Origin of the sequence: Prauserella endophytica, from assembly GCF_005146945.1 — a bacterium.
Taxonomy (GTDB): Bacteria; Actinomycetota; Actinomycetes; order Mycobacteriales; family Pseudonocardiaceae; genus Prauserella_A; species Prauserella_A endophytica.
In genome coordinates this window covers 1-17,333 of the sequence record NZ_SWMS01000048.1, presented here as the reverse complement: position 1 = coordinate 17,333, position 17,333 = coordinate 1, and the positions used below count along the sequence as shown (strand labels likewise).

Sequence of the window (17,333 nt, the reverse complement as noted above, 5' to 3'; positions counted from 1 at the left end):
GTGGGGCGGGCGGGTCAGCCGAGCGGGCCGCCGGTGATCGTCAGCGCGATGAAGAGGATGAGCAGGCCAAGGCCCGCATAGCTGAGGACGTCGACCGCCCGGCCCCTGATCTGCAGCAGGCCGGCCTGCTCGTCCGAAAGCGCGGCCCGCAGCACGGCCGCCACCAGCAGCGCCCCACCGATCAGGGCAGCCCCCTGCCGCCAGTGGTACATCCCGATCCGCAGCGCCGCGACCACCACGAGCAGCATCACCACCGCGAACGGGAGGTGTGCGAGCAGCCGGCGGCGGTCCGGCCTCGGCGTCGTCACGGTCACCTCGCCGCGGCCCGCTCGGCGGCCTCGACCACGTTCGACACGAGCATCGCCCGCGTCATCGGGCCCACCCCGCCGGGGTTCGGCGCGACGTACCCGGCGATCTCGGCGACGCCGGGAGCCACGTCGCCGGTCAGCTTGCCGTCGACCCGGGAGACGCCCACGTCGAGCACCGCGGCTCCGGGCTTGACCATCTCCGGCGTGATGAGCCCCGGCGACCCGGCCGCGGCAACGACGATGTCGGCGCGCCGGACCTCGGCGGCCAGGTCACGGGTACCGGTGTGGCACAGCGTGACCGTCGCGTTCTCGCTGCGCCGCGTCAGCAGCAGGCCGAGCGTCCTGCCGACCGTGATGCCCCTGCCGACCACGGCCACCTGCGCGCCGTCGAGCGGCACCTCGTAGCGGCGGAGCAGCTCCACGATGCCGAGGGGCGTGCACGGCAGCGGTGCGGGCTGGTTCAGCACGAGCCTGCCGAGGCTGATGGGCGCCAGGCCGTCGGCGTCCTTGGCGGGGTCGATGCGCTCGAGGATCGCGCCGGAGTCCAGGTGCTTCGGCAACGGCAGCTGCACGATGTAGCCCGTGCAGGCCGGGTCGGCGTTCAGCTCGTCGATCACGGCTTCGAGCTTGGCCTGCGAGATGTCGCCGGGCAGGTCCCGGCGGATCGAGTTGACCCCGACCTTCGCGCTGTCGGCGTGCTTCATCTTCACGTAGGCGTGCGAGCCGGGGTCGTCACCGACCAGCACGGTCGCGAGCCCGGGGACGATCCCCCGCTCGGCGAGCGCGGCCACCCTCGGAGCAAGCTCCGCGAAGATGGCGTTCTTGGTGGCCTTGCCGTCGAGAATCGTCGCCGTCACGGTCCCGATTGTTTCAAAGGCGCACGGCCTCGTCGCCGCCCGCCCAGGCCCGCGACGGCGATGGCGACGAGCGCCACCGCACAGCCGATCACCGTCGACGCGGTGAGCCGCGTGACCCCGGCAGGCAGGAACGCGTCCAGCAGCACGGAGCCGATCAGCTGCCCGGCGACGGAGCTGAGCCCGAGCAGCAACACCCCGATCCAGGTGACGACGAACGACGCTGTCGCGATGAACAAGATCCCCACCAGTCCGCCGAGGTAGAGCAGCGGGTTGGCCGGCCACGCGTCCGGGCCACCACGCGTGAGCAGTGAGACGAACCAGGCCAGCACCAGCACTGCCGTTCCGGCGGTGAAGTTGACGAGGGTGGCCGCGAGCGGGCTACGGGACACGGCGCCGACGTGGCCGTTGAACGCCTGCTGCACGGCCATCCCGGCACCGGCGATGCACGGCAGCACGAGCAGCCACAGCCGCGAGAGGTCGGCGTTCTCCGCGAGATCGCCCACCAGCGCGCCGGCCACGGCGAGCACCGTCAGCAGGGCGCCGAGGACCCTCGGCCACGAGGACGGCCGTTTGCCCGCCGGGCCGAGCCCCGCGCGGTCCACGAGCAAGCCGCTCACCGTCTGACCCGCCACGACGCCCACGGTGAACATCGCGACGCCGAGGAGCGCCACGGTGAGCGACTGGGCGAGGACGTACGTCGCGCCCGCGACGCCGCCGAGGCACTGCCAGGGCCGCAGCGTGCCCGTTCGCACCGCCGACACGGTCCGGCCGAGCCCCCGCCGCATGGACCGTGAGGCCGCGAGCCATGCGAGAAGCAGCAGCAGGCCGCCGCCGAAGGAGATCACCGCCGCGAGCGCCGAGTCGTTCAGCTCCGTGCCCAGCTGCCCGTTGACCCTGCTCTGCACGGCCATCGCGAGGCCCGTGACGAGCGCCAACGCCACGCCGCCGAGGCGCTTTGCTCGGGACGTGGGCGTGCTTGCTTCGTTCGTAGGACGAGGGGGCGCCGGACCGGTACGCGGGGTAGCCATCGCGTGCCATTGTCAGTCCTCGGGCTACGGCTCGGTTGCTTCGATCCGGTGATCTGTGGCGAGCCACACTTCCCAGGGTTGACGTCACACGCGATGTATCAGCGACAACGGCTTCGATGTCCACATGTGCCGTGCATTGACGGCATGAATTAGTCAAGATGTTGGCGTGGCACTTCCGACCCAGCTGAACGCAACCGAGCAGGACACCCTGGTCAAGCAGATCGGCCTCTCCTTGCTCCGAGCCGCCCCGCGAGACTGGCGGCGGGTGACCGCGGAGTACCGCGCCGTAGGGAGGTACCACGAGCTGACCGGCGAGGTCGTGACGTCCGACGGCACCACAGAGGAGTGGCTGGCGACCCACGACATCGCGACGCTGTTCGGCAGGCTGCGCGCCGGGATGTATCGCGAGGGCAGGGGCACCTGGTTCAACGCGCGCTACCAACTGGACCACCCGTCGAGCTACAACCTCGAGTACGACCGCGACGAGCCGCACTGGGACCTGGCGCCGCCGCCCCAGGCCTACGCCGACGAGCTGCGCATGTTCCCCCGCTCCGAGGAGAACGTGCCCGACTGGCTCATGCGGCGCATGGCCGGTCTCGGCCCCGAGCGTCCAGGGCCCCGGTTCCGCATGGCCCGGATCTTCGACGGCGTCGGCCCGAACGGCCCCGTGATCAACCGGCCTGAGCTCGACGTCGAGGAGCAGGACCGGGTGCTCGACTACCTCGACGGAGCCCCCGTGGTGGTGCCGGGCCGGGGTTACGACATCGACCGGCTCGCCAGCACACCCGAGAGCACGGTCCCCATCGCGTTCCACAGCGACGGCTCCTGGATCTGGCCCGCGGCCGTCAACTACTACCTGCGGGAGTACGGCGTCGCTCCGGAGCCCGACCTGCTGCAGCACATGAGGGCGAACGGGTTCGGCATCCCCGACGTCCCCGACCCCGTGCGACAGGCGGCCGCCGCGCACATCACGCGGGGCCAGAACCTGCAGCAACGGCCGTCGGCCCCGCCGCCGCCCCCTCCGCCGGCACCGGAGCCGGAACCTGCCCCCTCGCAGGCGGCCGTCGAGGAGCCCGTGCCGCACGAGCCGGAGCCGCCGTTCGAGGAGCACTTCGCCGAGCACGGCGCCGAGCGCACGCAGCTGGCCGAGCCGCCGCGGTTCGACGAGCCCCAGCACGTCGACGGCCGGGAGCCGGACGAGTACGACACCGACCAGTACACGGCGGCCGCCGACGACTACGCCGATGAGCACCCCGAGCCCGAGGACGCACACGCCGAGCAGGGCACCACGTACACGCCCACGCCGGGCTTCGAGAGCGGGCCGCCGACCACCGTCACCTCGCCCGCACCGCCGCCGGTCACCCAGCACGCGGTGCAGGAACCGCCCGGCGAGGAGGAGCCGGTCGAACTGCCGCCGTCCCAGCAAACGACCGAGCAACAGCCGCTGCCGGGCCGCGCCGAGCTGGACGACGACGGCGGCCCGCCGACGCAGTTCTCCCCCGCACCGGCGCCGCCGATGCACGACGACCCCCACCTCGACGACCTGCAGGAGAAGCTCGACGAGCTGGGCGTGCCGCAGGGTGCCTACCGCATCGGCGAGCCCACTGAGCGGGGCTGGAGCATCGAGCAGGTCGCCGAGGGTTGGCGCGTCGGCTGGTACGACGGCGGGCTGAAGAGCCCCGCCGTGTTCGGCGATGCGGGTGACGCTACGGCGTTCATGCTGGGCAAGCTGCTGCTTTCCCCCGCGGGCGTCGGTGAGGTGCCGCAGGGAGCGCCGCCACCGCCCGCACCTGCTCCGGCCGCTCCCGCGGCCGAGGAGCGCCAGCCACCACAGCCCCCGGCGCCGGTGCCACCGTCGCGGCCCGTGATGGCGACGCTGTCGCCCGAGGTGGCGACGGGCATGCGCCCGCCACCGCCCGCACGCGAGACCGCTCCTCCCGCCGAGGCACCCCGCCCCGGTCCGCCGAGGGAGGAGCCCTCGGGCGGACGGCGCGCACTCGGCGGTGCCGCGGTGCCCGCCGCGTCGGGCGGGCTGCCGCCGAGGGACGCTCCGCCGGCGCCGCCGCGCCGGGAGACGCGACCCGCCACGGAGAAGCCGGAGGCACGAGCCTCGGGTGGCGGCCAGCAGCAGTGGCCGATCCAGCCGCTCTCCGGCGAGCCGCCGCTCACGCTGTTCCGCGGCAAGGAGATGCGAACCCTGCCGGTCGGCAGCGAGCTCGACCGCTTCGGCGGCGCGAACGGCAACCTCACCTACGCGGCGGGGACGCCGTTCGAGGAGCGCTCGCTGGTGCCGGAGTGGGTCAGCCGGCCGTACCACCTGTACCGGGTGCAGCGGCCGCTGGAGGCGCTCGCCGGTGTGGCGATCCCGTGGTTCAACCAGCCGGGCGGCGGTGCCGCCTACCTGCTGCCGGCTTCCATCGAGGAGCTGCTGGCCGAGGGCGACCTCATCGAGCTCGAACCCGGCGAACCGCCCATCGACTAGGCACGAGTCGTCGTCCGTTGCCTCAGTGGACGACGAGACCGTTCGCCGCCGCGTAGGCGACGGCGGTGTCCAGGTCGACATGCGCGCCGGTGAGCCGGGCCTGTCGCAGGCCGTCGGCGTCGATCCGGGCACCACGCAGGTCGGCGCCGACGAGCTGTGCGTCGAGCAACCGGGCACCGGTCAGGTCGGCGTCGCGCAGATCGGTCTCCCGCAGATCGGCATCGGTCAGGTTGGCCTCGCGCAGCCGGAGCCCGGACAGGTTCGTGCCCTTGAGCTTCGCGCCGCCCAGCGACGCCAGGGACAGGTCGCAGTCCCGCACCGTGATCGGCCGCAGCGCGCAGTCCAGAAAGGACGAGCCCAGCAGCGAGCACCCGGACCACTCCGAGCGGCCGAGCACGGTCCGGTTGAACGTGCACGACCGGAACGCCGAGGACGTGTGCCGGGACTCGCCGAGGTCGGCCCGGCTGAAGTCGCAGCTGTCGAACGTGCAGCCGCGCGTGACCAGCCCGCGCAGGTCGGCATCGGTGAAGTCGCAGCGCACGAACGTCCGCTTTTCCCACCGCGCACCGGGCAGCACCGCGTCACGGTAGTCCTCGTCCACTTCGGACTCGTCCATCCGGCCAGCATCGCACATCGTGTGTTGTCACCACGTGATGCGCTCGAACAGCGTGCGCAACCGCGCGGCCCTCCGGGGATGGGTCGACCCGGTCCAGGCGAATGCGGCCGAGCAGGTGAGCCCGGAAGTCCGGGTGGTCGTGCCGGTTCTGCGCCTGTGGCCCCGTGCGCGCACAGTTGTGCAGGATGGCGCGGTTCGCCGACCAAGCCCGCTGGGCGGACCGGCACGGACTGCGCGCGTGAGGTCATTGGAAGTCCCTCGACTTCGACCTGATCCGCATGGGCAGGTGCTGTAGCCGGTCGGCGAGCAGGCTAACCACACCGTCCGCGCGTTCCACGACCCCGCGGACCAGCATCGCCTGGCTGGAGCGGGCGACGCGGTGGTAGCGCTGCCACAGGCCGGCCGTACAGATGACGTTGACCATGCCTGTCTCGTCCTCGATGTTGAGGAACGTGATCCCGCCGGCAGTGCCGGGACGCTGCCGGTGGGTGACCGCGCCGCCGATGAGGACCCGTTTGCCGTCCTCCATCTCCTGAAGTCGTTCGGCGGGGACCACCCCGAGCGCGTCGAGCCGGTCCCTGATGAACTGCGTGGGGAAGCTGTCCGGCGACAGCCCGGTTGCCCACACGTCCGCGACCGCGACATCGAGGTCGTCCATCCCGGGCAGCGTGGGCGCACTGGCACCGGGCGTGCCGCCCGGCAGCTTCTCCGGCCGTTCCTCCGCGACGGCGCCCGCGGCCCAGAGCGCCTTGCGCCGGTCGCGCTCGAAGCAGCCGAATGCGCCCGCGGTGGCGAGTGCCTCGACCTGCGGCGTGGTCAGCCGCACGCGCCGCGCCACGTCGGCCATGTCGCGGTAGGCGCCGCCGCTGTCCCGCTCGGCGACGAGCCGTTTCGCGAGCGGCTCGCCGATCGTGCGCACCGCGCTGAGCCCGATGCGGACGGCGAGACCGGACTCGCCGTCTCCCAACGGTTCCAGCGTCGCGTGGGGCAGGCTGGCGTTGACGTCGGGACCGCGCACCGTGACACCGTGCCGCCGGGCGTCCGCCACCAGCGACTGCGGCGAGTAGAAGCCCATGGGCTGCGCGCGCAACAGCCCGGCGCAGAACGCCTCCGGGTGGTAGTACTTGAAGTACGCGCTGGCGAAGACCAGGTACGCGAAGCTCAGCGCGTGGCTTTCCGGAAAACCGAAGTTGGAGAACGCCCGCATCTTCTGGAAGATGTGCTCCGCCATCTTCTCGTCGACGCCGTTGCGCGCGGCCCCCTCGTAGAACCTCCGCCGCAGCCGCTCCATCTTCCGGCCCGACCGTTTCGCTCCCATGGCGTGCCGGAGCTCGTCGGCCTCGGCCGCGGTGAAGTTCGCGACGTCGAGGGCGATCTGCATCATCTGTTCCTGGAACAGCGGCACGCCCAGTGTCTTGTCCAGCGCGTTCTCCAACAGCGGATGGTCGTGCTTCCACTTCTCCTTCTTGGTGTAGCGCCGGATGTAGGGGTGCACGGAGCCGCCCTGGATTGGCCCGGGCCTGATCAGCGCGACCTCGATGGCGAGGTCGTAGAACTTCTTCGGCGCGAGCCGGGGCAGGGTGGCCAGCTGCGCCCTGCTCTCCACCTGGAACACACCGATCGCGTCGGCGCGGCTGAGCATGTCGTAGACGTTCTCGTCCTCGAGCGGCATCTTGCTGAGGTCGATATCGATGCCCTCGTGCTCCCGCACCAGGTCGATCATGTAGTGCAGCGCGGAGAGCATGCCGAGCCCGAGCAGGTCGAACTTGACCAGCCCGACGGAGGCGCAGTCGTCCTTCTCCCACTGCAGAACGCTGCGGTTCTCCATGCGCGCCCACTCGATGGGGCAGACTTCGCTCACCGGCCGGTTGCAGATCACCATCCCGCCCGAGTGGATGCCGAGGTGCCGAGGGAAGTCCTCCAGCGCGGCGGCCAGTCCCAGCACGTTGGCGGGGATGTCGTGGTCGGTCTCGCCTCTGGTGTGGCGCAGCGGGCCCCAGCGGTCGATCTGCTTGCTCCAGGCGTCCTGCTGTCCCGGTGAGTGGCCGAGCGCCCTGGCCGCGTCGCGCACCGCCGAACGGGCCCGGTAGGTGATCACGTTCGCCACCTGCGCGGTGCGCAGCCTGCCGTGCTTCTCGTAGACGTACTGGATCGCCTTCTCACGCTGGTCGGACTCGATGTCGAAGTCGATGTCCGGGTAGCCGTCGCGGTCCGGCGCGAGGAACCGCTCGAAGAGCAGCTTCCACTCCACCGGGTCGACCTTGGTGATGCCCAGCGCGTAGCAGACCGCGGAGTTCGCCGCCGAGCCCCGGCCCTGGCACAGGATGTCGTTGTCCCAGCAGAACTTCGCGATGTCCCACACGATCAGGAAGTACCCGGGAAACCCGAGCCGCTCGATGATGTCCAGCTCGTGGTCAAGTTGCTCGTAGGCCTTCGGGTGAGCCTCCCGGGTGCCGTACTGCTTCTTCGCGCCCTCGTAGGTCAGGTACCGCAGGTAGGTGGCCTCCGTGTAGCCATCCGGGACGTCGAACGGCGGGAGTTCCGGCGCGACCAGGTGCAGCGGGAACGCGATCTGCGTGCCGAGCAGCGCGGCCCTCTGCACGGTCCCGGGGTAGCGGGCGAACCGGGCCTGCATCTCCGCGCCGGAACGCAGGTGAGCGGTACCGGCGGCGGCGAGCCACCCCTCCATCTCGTCGAGGCCGCGGCGGGCCCTGATGGCGGAGACCGCCTGCGCCAGGTAGGCCCGCTGCGGGATCGCGTAGTGCACCGCGTTGGTGGCCACGGTGGGCAGGCCGAACTCCTCGGCGAGCCCTGCGAGCGCGTCGTTGTGCGTGCTGTCGAGCGGCCTGCCGTGGTCGATCAGCTCGACGTACACGTCGTCCTCGCCGAACCGGTCGACCAGCTCACGCAACCGCAGCGCGGCCGCCTCGGGGCCCTGTTCCACCAGTGCGCGCCGCACGGCTCCCTTGCGGCAACCCGTGAGGACGGCGCACTTGCCCGCCACCTCCCCGGCGATGGTGTCGAGGTCGTACACCGGGCGCCCCTTCTCGGCCCGTTCCGCCGGGGGCAGCTCCACGTCGTGCCCCTTCAGCTGGCCCGCCGTGATGGCCCGGCAGAGGCTCGCGTACCCCTGCTCCCCCTTCGCCAGGAGCAAGAGGTGCTCGCCCTCGGGATCGGCGATCCCGTTCTGCGGTCCGGAGAGACCGAGGCTCAGCTCGGTGCCGAACACCGTGCGCATGCCGACCTCCCGTGCCGCCTCGGCGAACCGGGCCACGCCGTACATCCCGTCGTGGTCGGTGATCGCGATGGCGTCGAGCCCGAGCCGCACCGCCTCCTCGACCAGCTCCTCGGGATGGCTTGCCCCGTCGAGGAAACTGAAGTTCGAATGGCAGTGCAGCTCCGCGTACGGCACGCGGGTGGCCGCCCCGGTGTCGTCGGCACCGCGCAGCGAGCCCAGATCGGCGGGCCGGAGGTACCGCTCCCGCTTGCGCCCCCACGCAGGGCTGTCGTTGCCGTCTCCCACCTTGTCGAACGGCTCGGCCCTGCCGGAGAGGGTGCGTTCCAGTTCCCGCCACGGGATCGGCGGATTGTTCCAGCCCATGGCGCTACCCGAGGTTCTCCGGTGACGTTCTCGGCAGTGGGATGACAGGGCACCCTTGCTGCTGCGCCTGCGGTTCGACGAGCCGGTACCACGGATCGGCCGTCCGCTCCGGCTCCGTGCCGCTGTAGAAACGGTCCTCGTCCACTAGTCGTACATCCCTTCCACTGTCCACAGCGGATTCCGCTTGGCCTGCCAGTTCAGCAGGAGCGCGACTTCGGACTGCGCCCCGCTCATTCCTTCCAGCACCACCTGCACACGGGCGGTGGTTGGCCTGCCCTCCGGCGCCCACCACCGCGCGAGCACTGGCCAGGGCCCTGCCCAGGCGAGAACGTGGCGGCCGGCCCCGCCCTCGATCGACACCTGGTGCGGTGGGCCGGTGAACGCATACCGGTCGGTGACACTCACCTCCACGCCCTCCGCATCGGTGACGAAGGCGGGTACCGGTTCTTCGAAGACCGTGGCGGGGGACAGTCCGGGAAGCTGTTCCGGCCAGGACGCGTCGTGTCCGTCGGACGGCATGCGCTGATCACCCCACGGCACCAGGCGAACCCGCTCGGCGGGACCACGTCCTCCTTCGGGAACGGCGGTGAAGACGCTGTCCGGGCCCAGTAACCCCTGCACGTGGACCAGCGCCCTGGCTGCCCGGTCGGCCTCCGGGGTGTGCTCTCCCCCGTCTCCGCCCTGCCACAGGCCGAGTTGCAGCGCCGTGCCCTCGACCGTTTCCTCGGGTTCCAGCCGGAGTTCAGAGACGCCCGCCGTCGGCCGCTGCCCGTCTCTGGTTCGCAACCAGCCCTCGAACTGCCAGCGCACCCGGTCGGCGATGCCCTCGGGGGTGAGCGGCTCGGCGCACCGCCAGATCCTGCTGAGCTCCTCACCGCGTTCGGTGGTGGCGTAGATGCCCAGCCGGGTGCACGCGAGGCCGCGGGAGGACAGTCCGGAGTGGAACCGGCCCGCCAGCGTCTTCGCCATGAACGCCGCCACGTCGACACGTTCGAGCGGCGGGTCGAACGCCTTGGTGACGAACAGCTCCGGGGGTGGACGACGGCGGTGCGGTGGCCGTTCGTCCTGCCCGTTCGCCAGCCGGTGCGCGAGCAAGCCCTCGCTGCCGAACCGTCCGACCACGTCTCGTTCGGACAGTGCCGCGAACGCGCCGAGCGTGCGCAAACCCAGCCTGCGCAACAAATCCACCAGCTCGGCCCTGTCGGTGTCGGGCTGCTCGAGCTCGGTGACGCTCAGCGGTGCGAGGAACCGCGCGGCCGTGCCCTCCTCCACCAGTACGGAGCGGTGTGCTGCCAGCGTCGCCGCGAACAACCCGTCGGCGACCCCGACCTGGCACTCCACGCCCGTCTGACCGGAGACGTGGTCGACGAGCAGTTCGACGAGCCGGTGCTCCCCTCCGAAGTAGCCGGACGCACCGCTGACCGGCACCGCCACGACCCCGGGGCGCACGGCCTCCACTCCGACGACCAGCTCCTCCACCGCCGCCACGACGGGTTCGAACAACCGCGCGTCCCGGTCCTGGTCCTCGGCGAACACCGCGAGCTCGGGACACCGGGACTGCGCTTCCCTTCGCCGCATGTCCCGCCTGACGCCCGACGCCCTCGCGATCGCCGAGCACGCCACGACCCGGTTGGCCGCGAACACCGCGGCGGGCAGGTGAGCGGGCAACCCCGCCGCCGCGCCGGCCGCGACCACGGGCCAGTCCGGGCACCACAGCACCAGCATCCGCGGCGGCCGGGTGAGGACCCCTGCCGTACTCATCCCACCTTCACCTCCTCGGCGGGCGCGCAAGGCGGACGAGCCGCTGCTCCGGCCGACGCCACCACTCCGCCGGGCCCCGGCAGCAGCAGCGACGTACGAAGGGGACGCGCCGCGGCCCCGCGACCGGCGACGTCCACGACGACCTCGCGTTCCCGCAGGTAGCCATGGCCCTTTTCGAGCCCGGACCAGCTCACCGGGGCGCAGCGCAGCTCCACCTCGGCACCCGGCCACGGGCCGAGGGACAGCAGCACCGCTCCGCGATGCCTGGCCCGAGCGGAGAGCCTGCGGGCGGTCTGGGTCCCGCCGAACCTCCCGGGAGGGCCGGTGGCGACCAGGTCGACACCGTCGAGCAAGGCCGCTGTCGCCGAGGCGAAGTCCGCACCGGGACGCGGCACCAGCGCCAGCCTGCTCACCTCCACCCCGAGCTCCCGCGCCGCGACCAGCCCGAGCCGGGGAATCCCCACCACCGCCGCCCACGACCCGCTCGCGGTCGCTTCGGCCAGCAACGCGAGCAGCAGCGAGGTGGAGCCGTGCACCGCGATCGTGCTGCCCCTGCGCAGCCCACCCCACGGCAACAGTTCGGCGAGCGCGGGCAGCACCGGGAGGACCCGCCCGGTCGCCTGCGCGTGCACAGCGGAGGCCGCCACCCCGCTGGCCGTGCTGACTCCGGGCAGGGAGGCCAGCCGCGCGACCGCGGACACCCCTGCCGGCTCAGCCATCGGCTCACCAGGCCGGGTGGCCTGGATCTCCGCCACCGTTCCACCTGGCATCAGCACCACCTCCCCTCGCGGACAGCACGACCACGCTCATGGCATGAGCTCTGCGTTCTACTCGGTCGCCGCGGGGAAGACGGCTATTTGTCGAACATGTGTTCGATGCCCTCAGTGAACACCGCCCACCTCACCCTGTCAAGCCACGGAGGTGGCCGGACGCGAACGGAGCCCTCGCGTCCGATTTCTCTCGCGTTCCGGCGAAATCTCCGGCAGCATCGGCTTGCGCGGATGTCGAAGCCACGCCGCCAGCTCCGATGTCTCCGGCGAAGGCACCCAGAAGTGGTGCAACGGACGCAGGGAGAACAGAGATGAGGTACATCCTCTTGGCCTATACCAACGCTGATGAATGCGGACCTTCGGCGGGCTGACGACCGAGGAGATCGCCCGCGCGTTCCTCGTGCCCGAGTCGACGATGGCCAGCGCATCAGCCGCGCAAGGCGGCGGATCAAGTCGTCGGGTGTGGGATTCCGCCCGCCGAGGGAAGGAGAACGCGACGAGCGACTGCGGGCGGTGCCGCACGCCCGACTCGCATTGTCGGAGTCACTGGCCCACGACAGCCCGATGGCCAAGCGCTACCGGCTCGCCGCCGTGCGGGCACAACTGTCGAGCTGGTGGGCGAACACGACGCGGCGCTGGGGGACTACCGGATCGCGGCCAAACGCACCACGAGCATGCCTGAGCGACCCCACCTGGAGGAGCGGGCGGCCCGGCTGGCACGGTAGGCATCCCAGTGGCCAGAACGGGAGCAAGGGAGCTTTGCTCCCGTTTTTCGGTAGTAAAGCTCCCTTGCTCCCTGTTGCCGCACGAGGGCCGCGGGAATCAGTGGGCGAAGTGCCGGGTGCCGGTGAGATAGAGCGTCACGCCAGCGGCCTCGGCGGCGGCGATCACCTCGGCGTCCCGCACCGATCCACCTGGCTGAACGACCGCACGCACACCGGCGTTGAGCAGCACCTGCAGGCCGTCCGGGAACGGGAAGAACGCGTCGGACGCCGCGACGGAACCCTTGGCACGGTCGCCGGCCCGCTGCACCGCCAGCCGCGACGAGTCGACGCGGTTCACCTGGCCCATGCCGACACCGACCGTGGCCAGGTCGTTCGCGAGCAGGATCGCGTTGGACTTCACGGCCCTGATGGCCCGCCACGCGAAGGCGAGGTCGGCGAGGGTGCTCTCGTCTGCCGCCTCGCCCGTCGCGAGGGTCCAGTTCGCCGGGTCGTCGCCGGGCGCGTCGATCCGGTCGGCCGTCTGCAGGAGCACACCCCCCGAGATAGGCCGGAACTCCACCGGCGAGCCGAGCGGCTCGGGCAGCCGCAGCAGTCGCACGTTCTTCTTGCGGGTGAGCACGTCGAGCGCGTCGGCGTCGAAGTCCGGAGCCAGCACAACCTCGGTGAAAACGTCCGCGATCTGCTCGGCCATCTCCAGGCTCACCGGCCGGTTGCTGGCGATCACGCCGCCGTAGGCCGACACCGGGTCGCACGCGTGGGCCTTCCGGTGCGCTTCGGCGATGTCGGCGCCCACCGCGATCCCGCACGGGTTGGCGTGCTTGATGATCGCGACGGCGGGATCGGTGAAGTCGTGGGCGGCGCGGCGCGCGGCGTCGGTGTCGACGTAGTTGTTGTAGGACATCGCCTTGCCGTGCAGCTGCTCGGCGTGAGCCAGCCCGGGCTCACCGTGCCGGTACACCGCCGCGCCCTGGTGCGGGTTCTCGCCATAGCGCAGCACCTCGCCCCGGTCCCAGGTGGCGCCGAGGAAGTCAGGGAAACCGGAGTTGTCGGCGGGGGCGTACGCGCTCGCGAACCACGAGGCGACAGCCGTGTCGTAGGCCGCCGTGTGCGCGAAGGCCTTCGCCGCCAGCCGTTTGCGCTCGGCGAGATCGAAACCGCCGGCGCGGACCCTTTCGAGCACCCAGTCGTAGCTCGCCGGGTCGACCACCACCGCCACCGAACCGTGGTTCTTGGCCGAGGCACGCACCATCGCAGGCCCGCCGATGTCGATGTTCTCGACGCAGTCCTCGGGGCTCGCCCCGGACGCGACGGTCTTGGCGAACGGGTAGAGGTTCACCACCAGCAGGTCGAACGGCGCGATGTCCAGCGACTTCAGCTGCTCGACGTGGTCGGGCCGGTTCACGTCGGCGAGCAGGCCGGCGTGCACCCTCGGGTGCAGCGTCTTCACGCGCCCGTCGAACGACTCGGGGAACCCGGTGACCTCTTCCACCGGCGTCACCGGGACACCGGCGTCGGCCAGCACCTTCGCGGTGCCGCCGGTCGACACGATCTCGACGCCCGCCGCGTGCAGGCCGGTCGCGAGCTCGAGCAGGCCCGCCTTGTCCGACACCCCGATCAACGCGCGCCGGACCGGCCGCTGACCGGCCCCTGGGGTCTGCTCGCTCACGACAACCTCACCTTCCGTCCCTCCACCGTGCACCCCGCACGGCCAAGCTTCTCGATCACGTCCACGAGGAGCCGACGTTCGACCACTTTGATCCGCTCGTGCAGGCTCGCCTCGTCGTCATCGGCCTCCACGGCCACGGCCTCCTGCGCGATGATCGGCCCCGTGTCGACCCCCGCATCCACGAAATGCACGGTCGACCCGGTGACCTTCACCCCCAGTTCGAGCGCATCGGCGACCGCACGGATCCCGGGGAACGCCGGGAGCAGCGCGGGATGCGTGTTGATCACTCGGTTCGGGAAGTGGCCGAGGAATCGCGACCCCAGGATCTTCATGAAGCCTGCGGAGACCACGAGATCGGGCCGGTACGCGGCGACCGCGTCGGTCAGCGCCTTGTCCCAAGCCTCGCGGTCGGGGTGGTCACCCATCTTGATCGAGAAGTGCGGGATCCCGGCGCGCTCGGCCCTCGCCAGCGCCTCGATGCCGTCCCGGTCGGCCCCGACCGCCACCACGGTGGCCGGGTACGAGGGCTCCTCTACCGCGTCGAGTACCGCTTGAAGCAGCGTCCCCGAACCTGACGCGAGTACCACCAACCTCGCTGGGGTAGGCAGCTCCAACCTGCTAGCCAGAACGGTCTCCTTGCCGGGCTGTGCGCCAGAGCACACGTCGGTTGACCTGGTGACACTCCACCCTAAACGGCGAGAAGTTGATCTTGATGGAGAGGTGTCAGGGCCGCTTGCCGGAAGCTTCGTCGTCGCCGGGGTCCGGTTCTTCCTCCGGTTCCGGTTCCGGGTCCTTCACCTTGTCCGGCTCCGGTTCGGGCTCCGACTCCGGTTCAGGGTCCTTGCCCGGCTCCGGTTCAGGCTCCGACTCCGGTCCAGGCTCGGCCACCTGGTCCACCTCGGCCGCCTCGTCGGGATCGTCGAAGTCGTCGTCCTCTGGCTCTTCCGCGTCGCCGGGCTCCTCGTCCTCACCCGGCTCCTCCTCGACGGCTTCGTCGGACCGCTCCGCCTCGGTCTCCGCCGAATCCTCGGCCTCTTCAGCCGGTTCGTCCCCGGCTTCCTCCACCTGCTCCTCGACCGCGACGGGCTCGGGCTCGGGCCGGGGCCCCGCGAACCATGCGACGAGTCCGCCGGGCACCGCGATCCAGACGAACGCGGCGATCGAGACGAGTCCGAGCGGGATCGCGACCGGGTCGAACACGCCGGAGCCGAGCCTGCCGCCCGCGAGCGTGCCCACGACGACCGTGCCGAATCCGACCAGCGCACCGGCCACGCCGACCGTGCGCAGCCGCGCTACGGGGTTCTCGTGGCACCGGCGCAACGACCAGCCGACCAGCGCCCCCACCGCGACAGGCAACAGCACGAACACCGGCCACCACGACGCCTGCGCCTCCGGCATCGCCGCCAGCAGAGGCACTCCGGGCACCGGTCCGCCGGTGAAGGCGTAGGGGCTGACCGACACCGAACCGATGGAGAAGCCGGGGCCGGTCACGAACCCGAGCGCCAGCACCGCCGCGTTCGGCACGTAGCCCAGCGACAGCAGCAGCATGCCTGCCGCGCTGCCCGCACCCGGCGCGTTGTTCGCGAAGAGGCTGTTCGCAGTCGGCACCGACAGCGCCATCCCGACGAGCAACGCGAAGGACCCCGCCGTCAGCAGTGCGAGCAGCCCCAGCGCGCCCGCTCGCAGACCGTGCACGGCGAGCGGATCGAGATGGCGACTCACGGTCTCCGTGAAGCCGCAGTGCCGGGCGACGCCGACCGCGGCCGACACAGCCGCGACCAGCCCGGGAACGAGGAAGGCCGACAGCGGTTCGACGCTGAGGGGCTCGCCGTTGGACAGTAGCGAGATCGCGAGACCGAGCATGGCGTGCGCGCCAGCCATGACGCTGATGAGCGGCACCGCCCGCACCGGTTCGGTGAGGCCGAGCCGCTGCGCCGCGCTCGCTGCCGTCCGCGCGACGAGCAGGCACACGCCGACGGTCGGCAGGAGCGGCAGGACGCCGAGCGGTTCACCTTCTATCTGCACGGGCACCTGGTAGGCGCCCAGCCAACCGGGGCCCGCGGCAAGCAGCACGCCGAGCGCCGAGAACTCCGACCGGGTGGCGATGGCCGTGACCAGTGCGAACAACGCGGCGACCGCCGCGTAGCCGGTGACGAGCGGCCACACGGCAGCGGCGAGCAACGCCCACACTCGCCCACCGCGCGGCACGTCCTCACCAGCGGCGGAGCCCGCTGAGCGCATGCGCGTGGTGAGGAGGTCCATGCTTTGACCATCGCATCGCGATTGGGCCGTCCGAGTGAGCCACGCCGCCGCAGGCGGATGACGACGCCCACACCCCACCCGGTCGGGGCAGTTCCGGACAAGCAAAAAGGCGCTTCCGGCGTTCGCCGAAAGCGCCTTTCCGTGACTCTGATCAGCTGTTGGACTGGCCGAAGCCGCCCGGCGGGGTGCCCGGAGGGTTCTGCTGGCCGCCCTCCGGCGACTGCTGCTGGAAGAACTGACCGTGCTGCGAGGCGTAGGTCGTGGGCTGCTGCCCCGGCTGCGGCGAGACCGGCTGCGCGAACTTCGTCGGCTGCGGGATGCCACCGGACTGGTCCGGAGCGGGCTGCTGGCCGAACGGCTGCGGCTGCTGGGCGAACGCGCCCGGCTGCTGCTGGCCGTACGCCGGCTGCTGACCGTAGGGCGACTGCGGCTGGGGAGCCGGCGGCTTGAGCACACCCGCGTCGAACAGGTACGCGGCGACCGCGGCCAGCATCTGGAGCAGGCCGAAGATCAGGACCATGATGCCGCCGGCCTGCATGTCGTAGGGAACGGCGAACACGGTGAAGAGGAACGGGATCGCGGCGCCGATGGCGAAGATGGCAGGCCACGGGCCGGGCTTGACGTCACCGGGGAGAACCAGGAAGACGGCGGTCAGCGCGCTGACGAACAGCAACGCCGGGATCCACGCGTACCCGGCCTCGTAGAAGCTCCTGCCACCGCCGATGTTGGCGAAACCGAGGAACAGGTTCAGCACACCGAGACCCGCGGTGACCAAGTAGAGGATCTGGGGCAAGCCCAACTTGGGTCCGCCGCCTGCTGACGGCGCCGCCCCGGGAAAGTGCTGTTGTGGCTGCTGGGGGCCTTGGCCGGGAAATCCACCCGGCGCGCCGCTCGGGAAGGTCATCCGTTGTTCTCCTGTCGTGTTCTCGCTGACAACCGCGGTCAGTCCTGGCCGATTCGACTCGCGCCCCCGGGCTCGCAGCCGACCCGGAAGCGGGAGCTGCGGCGGCAACGGAACGTTAGCGCACCGCGAACCGGTGAAGCGGCCGGCTCTTAGACGCTTCACCCAGGCAGTTGGTTTCCCTTTTGCCCGGTCTTTGTAAACGAAGGAGCCGGGCACCGTGCGGTGCCCGGCTCCTACAGTCATTGTGCTACCGCGTTACAAGGCCTTGTACAGCTCCCTGGCCAGCTCGGCGGTTTCGGTGGGGGTTTTGCCGACCTTGACGCCTGCGGCTTCGAGGGCTTCCTTTTTGGCTT

Annotated in this window: 13 protein-coding genes and 1 pseudogene; 1 reads left to right on the top strand and 13 read right to left on the bottom strand. The window is 71.2% G+C overall.

Annotated features, from left to right (window positions below; translation table 11 throughout):
* Positions 1-14: 14 nt before the first annotated feature.
* The 3 genes from FCN18_RS37225 to FCN18_RS37215 form a co-directional block, all read right to left on the bottom strand.
* Positions 15-248 (bottom strand): DUF3017 domain-containing protein, encoded by a 234-nt coding sequence (locus FCN18_RS37225; protein ID WP_112277122.1) that lies wholly within the window; start codon positions 246-248, stop codon positions 15-17.
* A gap of 62 nt (positions 249-310) precedes the next feature.
* Complete coding sequence (locus FCN18_RS37220) at positions 311-1,165, bottom strand: bifunctional methylenetetrahydrofolate dehydrogenase/methenyltetrahydrofolate cyclohydrolase (protein ID WP_137097394.1); 855 nt, start codon at positions 1,163-1,165, stop codon at positions 311-313.
* Positions 1,162-2,106, bottom strand: a complete 945-nt coding sequence (locus FCN18_RS37215) for a DMT family transporter (RefSeq protein ID WP_228714329.1) — start codon at positions 2,104-2,106, stop codon at positions 1,162-1,164. Before FCN18_RS37215 ends, FCN18_RS37220 begins: the two co-directional genes overlap by 4 nt.
* Positions 2,107-2,359: 253 nt before the next feature.
* On the opposite strand from FCN18_RS37215, the gene FCN18_RS37210 reads away from it, so the two are divergent.
* On the top strand, positions 2,360-4,675 hold the full coding sequence (locus tag FCN18_RS37210; RefSeq protein WP_137097392.1) for a TNT domain-containing protein: 2,316 nt from the start codon (positions 2,360-2,362) through the stop codon (positions 4,673-4,675).
* Between the two features lie 22 nt (positions 4,676-4,697).
* On the opposite strand, the gene FCN18_RS37205 is transcribed toward FCN18_RS37210, so the two are convergent.
* The 10 genes and pseudogenes from FCN18_RS37205 to FCN18_RS37160 all read right to left on the bottom strand — a co-directional run.
* Positions 4,698-5,291, bottom strand: a complete 594-nt coding sequence (locus tag FCN18_RS37205) for a pentapeptide repeat-containing protein (protein WP_137097391.1) — start codon at positions 5,289-5,291, stop codon at positions 4,698-4,700.
* A gap of 244 nt (positions 5,292-5,535) precedes the next feature.
* Positions 5,536-8,892: an error-prone DNA polymerase gene (locus tag FCN18_RS37195; RefSeq protein WP_137097390.1), complete on the bottom strand. Its 3,357-nt coding sequence runs from the start codon at positions 8,890-8,892 to the stop codon at positions 5,536-5,538.
* Positions 8,893-8,896: 4 nt separating this feature from the next.
* The gene (locus FCN18_RS39380; RefSeq protein ID WP_158303268.1) at positions 8,897-9,037 is read right to left on the bottom strand and encodes a hypothetical protein; all 141 of its coding nucleotides are present in this window, start codon (positions 9,035-9,037) and stop codon (positions 8,897-8,899) included.
* Positions 9,037-10,653 (bottom strand): DNA polymerase Y family protein, encoded by a 1,617-nt coding sequence (locus FCN18_RS37190; RefSeq protein WP_456107170.1) that lies wholly within the window; start codon positions 10,651-10,653, stop codon positions 9,037-9,039. Before FCN18_RS37190 ends, FCN18_RS39380 begins: the two co-directional genes overlap by 1 nt.
* Positions 10,650-11,372: a hypothetical protein gene (locus tag FCN18_RS37185; RefSeq protein WP_113643591.1), complete on the bottom strand. Its 723-nt coding sequence runs from the start codon at positions 11,370-11,372 to the stop codon at positions 10,650-10,652. The genes FCN18_RS37190 and FCN18_RS37185 overlap by 4 nt, the downstream gene beginning before the upstream one ends.
* Positions 11,373-12,245: 873 nt before the next feature.
* Positions 12,246-13,814: a bifunctional phosphoribosylaminoimidazolecarboxamide formyltransferase/IMP cyclohydrolase gene (gene purH / locus FCN18_RS37180; RefSeq protein ID WP_137097389.1), complete on the bottom strand. Its 1,569-nt coding sequence runs from the start codon at positions 13,812-13,814 to the stop codon at positions 12,246-12,248.
* On the bottom strand, positions 13,811-14,428 hold the full coding sequence (gene purN / locus FCN18_RS37175; protein ID WP_112276999.1) for a phosphoribosylglycinamide formyltransferase: 618 nt from the start codon (positions 14,426-14,428) through the stop codon (positions 13,811-13,813). The genes purH and purN overlap by 4 nt, the downstream gene beginning before the upstream one ends.
* Positions 14,429-14,537: 109 nt before the next feature.
* A complete protein-coding gene (locus FCN18_RS37170) occupies positions 14,538-16,076 on the bottom strand; it encodes a cell division protein PerM (protein ID WP_206078085.1) in 1,539 nt (512 codons plus the stop codon).
* Between the two features lie 151 nt (positions 16,077-16,227).
* On the bottom strand, positions 16,228-16,980 hold the full coding sequence (locus tag FCN18_RS37165; protein ID WP_137097388.1) for a DUF5336 domain-containing protein: 753 nt from the start codon (positions 16,978-16,980) through the stop codon (positions 16,228-16,230).
* A 255-nt stretch (positions 16,981-17,235) separates the two neighbouring features.
* A pseudogene (locus FCN18_RS37160) lies at positions 17,236-17,333 on the bottom strand (succinate--CoA ligase subunit alpha); the annotation flags it as partial.

Bases quoted from the DNA above. Each gene is read 5' to 3' on its own strand.
- FCN18_RS37225 (WP_112277122.1), bottom strand. From the start codon at position 248: ATGCTGCTCGTGGTGGTCGCGGCGCTGCGGATCGGGATGTACCACTGG.
- FCN18_RS37205 (WP_137097391.1), bottom strand. From the start codon at position 5,291: ATGGACGAGTCCGAAGTGGACGAGGACTACCGTGACGCGGTGCTGCCC.
- FCN18_RS37195 (WP_137097390.1), bottom strand. From the start codon at position 8,892: ATGGGCTGGAACAATCCGCCGATCCCGTGGCGGGAACTGGAACGCACC.
- FCN18_RS37190 (WP_456107170.1), bottom strand. From the start codon at position 10,653: ATGAGTACGGCAGGGGTCCTCACCCGGCCGCCGCGGATGCTGGTGCTG.
- FCN18_RS37185 (WP_113643591.1), bottom strand. From the start codon at position 11,372: ATGGCTGAGCCGGCAGGGGTGTCCGCGGTCGCGCGGCTGGCCTCCCTG.
- FCN18_RS37170 (WP_206078085.1), bottom strand. From the start codon at position 16,076: ATGGACCTCCTCACCACGCGCATGCGCTCAGCGGGCTCCGCCGCTGGT.
- FCN18_RS37165 (WP_137097388.1), bottom strand. From the start codon at position 16,980: ATGACCTTCCCGAGCGGCGCGCCGGGTGGATTTCCCGGCCAAGGCCCC.